Source organism: Burkholderia sp. Ac-20345 (assembly GCF_017104825.1).
GTDB classification, from domain to species: Bacteria; Pseudomonadota; Gammaproteobacteria; order Burkholderiales; family Burkholderiaceae; genus Burkholderia; species Burkholderia lata_B.
The window spans coordinates 1-4,063 of record NZ_JAAGPO010000381.1 but is presented as its reverse complement, the minus strand read 5'-3'; the positions used below and the strand labels follow the sequence as shown (position 1 = coordinate 4,063).

Here is a 4,063-nt window from a genome sequence, read left to right as displayed (position 1 = left end):
GGCGGCTCGCGCGCGGCTCGCCCGGCGCGGCGCGCCCGACGGGCGCAGGTTTGCCGATGTCCATCGTCGCGGAGACGAACCCCGCGCCACGGTCGTCGAACAGCGGCAGCGTGCCGACCGCGATCACCTCGGCCGGCCCGTCGCCCACGTTGGCGACCCGATGCCGCTTGCGCGCGTCGAAATGCAGCGAGTCGCCGGGCGACAGCGGGTAATCCTTCTTGCCGACCGTGTAGCAGATCCGGCCGGCCAGCACGTACACGAACTCGTCGCCGCCGTGCGCGACCCATTCCGAGCGGTAGCCTTCCATCATCTGCACCTTGAGCGCGTTGATCTGGCTGCCGTCGAACGTGGTGGAGAGGCGCTCGTACCACTGCGACCTGGCGTCGAGCGCGTACGGCTTGCGGCGGCCCTCGTACGAATCGGGCTGTGCCTGGCGCGGCTGGTCGATCAGCGCGCCGAGCGGCACGCCGAGCGCCTTCGCGACGTTGACGAGCGACGACAGCGAGATGCCCGTGAGATGGCGCTCGACTTGGGACAGGAACCCGACCGACAGCTTCGCTTCGGTCGCGACTTCCAGCAGCGTCTTCTTCGCTTCCCGGCGCAGGCGGCGAATGCGCTGGCCGATGCGCATGATGTCTGAATCCATGAATCTCTTTCGTCGCAACGAGTCGGGTGGCGAGCGGACGGGCGGTGCGGTCTGCGGACAATGATTTGCGCGCATCGCACGAAGCACGGCCGTCGGTACGGCGATGCCGGCGCATTGTACCGCGCGGTGTCGCCGGACGAATTCATGTTGTGCCGGGATGCGCAGGCGCCGCGCCGATTTTAGCCCTACGAAAATTTTAGCTTGACCTCAATTTCGGAGTGCTCTAGATTCTGTCGCGCGCATCAAACAAAGTTAAGTGAGACGAAAATTTTTAAGGCCCCGCTGCCTGAACGGCATGGCGGCCCGGCACCACGCCGGGCCGGGCGTCCGCCGTGCGGCGGCGCCGTGCCGCATCAGGCCCGCCTCGGGCCTGCCCCCCGCCGCGTCACCGCCGGCCGCCGACAACAATGCATAACGGGCTTCCGATGATCGATCGACTGAAATACAGCTTCTCCGGCCTTCCCCCGTACGACGCATCCGTCGTCGACACGCAGGCGGGCCTGTCGCGCCTGCTCGATGCCGCGCGGCTCGACGCGGTGCTGGTCACGTCGCAGGACGAATACGTGACCGAGTACCTGCCGCTCGCCAACAACCCGCGCTACGCGGTGTCGGGTTTCGACGGCTCGGCCGGCTGCGGGATCTTCCTGAGCGCGGCGACCGCGCAGGCGCTCGATCTGCCCCCGTTCGTGCTGTTCGTCGACGGCCGCTATCACCTGCAGGCCGAGCAGCAGTGCGATCCGGCGCGCGTGCGCATCGAAAAGCTCGAGATGAACGTGACGATCTGGCAGGCGATGGCCGACTGGCTGGTCGCGCACGGCAGCCGGCTCGCACGGGTCGGCTACGACGCGCTGCGGATCAGCGTCGCGCAGCGCGATCGTCTGTTCGAACAGACGCAGGCCGCGTCGCTCGACTGGACGAGTCTCGCCGATCGGGAGATCGATCGCGCGATCGCGCTGCCGGGCTGGGTCGTCGAGCGGCCGATTTTCGAGGTGCCGGAATCGATGACCGGCCTGAGCGTCGCGCAGAACCTCGACGCACTGAACCGCAAGCTCGCCGCGCATACCGGCGCGCCGGACGGCAAGACCGCGTTCTTCACCTGCGCATCGGACGACCTCGCGTATCTGCTGAACAGTCGCGGCTATCACATCCCGAATGCGTCGTCGCACCTCGGCTTCCTGTTCGCGGTCGGCGGGCAGGTGGCGTTGTTCCTGCCGGAAGGCTGCGACCGCTGCGAAGTCACGCTCGAGTCGTATCCGGCGCTGCACGTGATCCGGCGCGATGTCGCGGCGCTCGAGCGCTTTCTCGCACCGTTCGCGGTCGAGCACGTGTGCTACGGCTTCGAATCGGTGAACTGCGCGCTCGTCGACGCGGTGAAGCGCGTGTGGCCGCAGGCGCGGCATGCCGACTTCAACCCGGTCGAGGCGATGCGGGCCGGCAAGACGCCGGCGGTGCTCGACCGGTTCCGCGACGCGTTCGCGCGCAGTTCCGCGGCGATCGCCGAGACGATGCGCTGGGCGAAGGCCGGCGAGCCGGGCGCACGCCATACGGAATACGACCTGGCGCGCACGATCAACGACGCGTACGGCGCGCGTTCGGCGGTTGCGCTGACGTTTCCGTCGATCGCGGCGAACGGCGCGAACAGCGCATTCGCGCATTACACGGCGGCGAGCGCCGACGTCGAGCTGACGGAAGGCGAACTCGTGCTGCTCGACAGCGGCGCCTATTACGAAGCCGGCTTCGCGACGGACTGCACGCGCGTGGTGCTGCGCCGGACCGACCCGGATACGGTCGCGCAGCCGTGGCAGCGCGAGATCTACACGGTCGCGCTGAAGGCCTGCATCAAGGGGCTCGTCACGCGCTTCCCGAGCACCGCGAAGGGCGGTGACGTCGATGCGGTCGTGCGGCAGGTGTGTCGCGACCACGGCCACGATTTCGGCCACGGCACCGGGCACGGCGTCGGGATTCACGTGCACGAGGGCGGCGTGCGGTTCGCGCCGGGCGCGAAGTACGGGCTCGTGCCGAATGCGGTGATTTCGGTCGAGCCGGGCATCTACGTGCCGGGCAAGGGCGGCGTGCGGATCGAGAACATCGTGATCATCCACCGGGACGACGCGCAGCCGGACACCGTCACGTTCGAGAACATCGTGACGGTCGGCTACGACTGGGACCTGATCGATCTCGACCTGCTCGACGACGACGAGCGCGCGTACCTGCGCGACTACGAGCGGCTGTGCGTGGAGCGCGGCACGCAGGTCACCGCGTGTCCGCTGCTGTAGGCACTGCCGCCCGCGCCGGTCAGTTCAGCAGGCGCGCACGCACCAGCGGCGCCATCCGCTCGGCGAGCCACGCATGCGTGCGCGTCGTCGGGTGCAGCGTGTCCCAGAACACGAAGCGCGCCGGATCGCGGCAGTCCGCACGCGGCGTCTGCGCACTCAGGTAGGTGAGCGACGACGGTTTCGGGATGTCGAGGCATGAACGCTTCGCATCGTCGAAGCCGTACTGGGCCGGGTGGCTCAGCAGGTCGTCGAACAGCGCGTACGCATCGATTACCTCGAGCCGCAGCGTCGCGCCGTAGCGGGCGCGCAGCGCGGTGGCCGCGTCGGCGAGGCGCCGGTTGTAGTCCTTGACCTGCGCGGCGACGCTTGCCGTGTCGGTGCGGGTCGCGAACACCGGCGCGCGCGACACGTCCGGCAGCGTGACGAGCATGATCCGCGTCGCGCCGGCCGCGGCGAGCCGCTCGAGGCTGTCGCGCACCGCATTTGCCGCCTGCTCGGGCGAGCGCCCGTAGTTCACCAGGTCGTTGCCGCCCGCGAACACCGCGAACAGCGTGTTGGCGGGCCGGTAATCCGGCGCGCGGTCCATGTATTCGCGCCACGAGTCGATCTGCTGCACGAGGCCCGGCACGACGAGGTACTGGTCGGTCGCCGCACCGCCGATCGCCCAGTTGTAGAACGGCAGCCGCAGCGCGTTCGCGAGATATTCGGCCCACACCGGGCCGTTGCTGAAGCGCCCCGCATTCCAGCTCGTGGCGTTCGGCAGCTTCCACTGGCTCGCGTTGAACATGTTCTGCGTGTCGGACAGGCTGTCGCCGAACACGATCAGCTTGTTGACGCGCGCGTCCTGCTGCGCGGCATCGATGGTCCACACCGTGTAGTTGAACGACAGCGCGTTGTTCGCCGCGACCGCCTGCACGAGGTCGGACTTGATGCCTTTCGCGGCGAGCGTCTTGCGGCACACGTCGGCGAGCGTGTCCTGCGTCGTCGTGCTGTAGAACATGTTCTTCCACTGCGTGATGCCGTCCGCCCACCAGTAGCCGGGCACGCGATACCAGTCGCCGCCGGCGGGGTTGAGCGCCCATTCGTAGGTCGATGCGGGCTTCAGCGGATCCGCGTCGATCCGGTACCAGCAGCGCAGGTA

The 4,063-nt window shown here is 68.5% G+C and carries 3 protein-coding genes; 1 reads left to right on the top strand and 2 read right to left on the bottom strand.

Going from position 1 to position 4,063, the window contains the following annotated elements:
• Nucleotides 1-646 (bottom strand): XRE family transcriptional regulator (locus G3O06_RS46915; RefSeq protein ID WP_241020603.1); only part of this gene is annotated, 646 nt, incomplete at its 3' end.
• A 425-nt stretch (nucleotides 647-1,071) separates the two neighbouring features.
• On the opposite strand from G3O06_RS46915, the gene G3O06_RS46910 reads away from it, so the two are divergent.
• Nucleotides 1,072-2,922, top strand: coding sequence for a M24 family metallopeptidase (locus tag G3O06_RS46910; protein WP_205820153.1), 1,851 nt, complete (start codon nucleotides 1,072-1,074; stop codon nucleotides 2,920-2,922).
• Between the two features lie 19 nt (nucleotides 2,923-2,941).
• Here G3O06_RS46910 and G3O06_RS46905 read toward each other — a convergent pair.
• Nucleotides 2,942-4,063 (bottom strand): SGNH/GDSL hydrolase family protein (locus tag G3O06_RS46905; RefSeq protein ID WP_205820152.1); only part of this gene is annotated, 1,122 nt, incomplete at its 5' end.

Excerpts from the sequence above, each read along its gene's own strand:
- G3O06_RS46910 (WP_205820153.1), top strand. The coding sequence starts at position 1,072 with ATGATCGATCGACTGAAATACAGCTTCTCCGGCCTTCCCCCGTACGAC.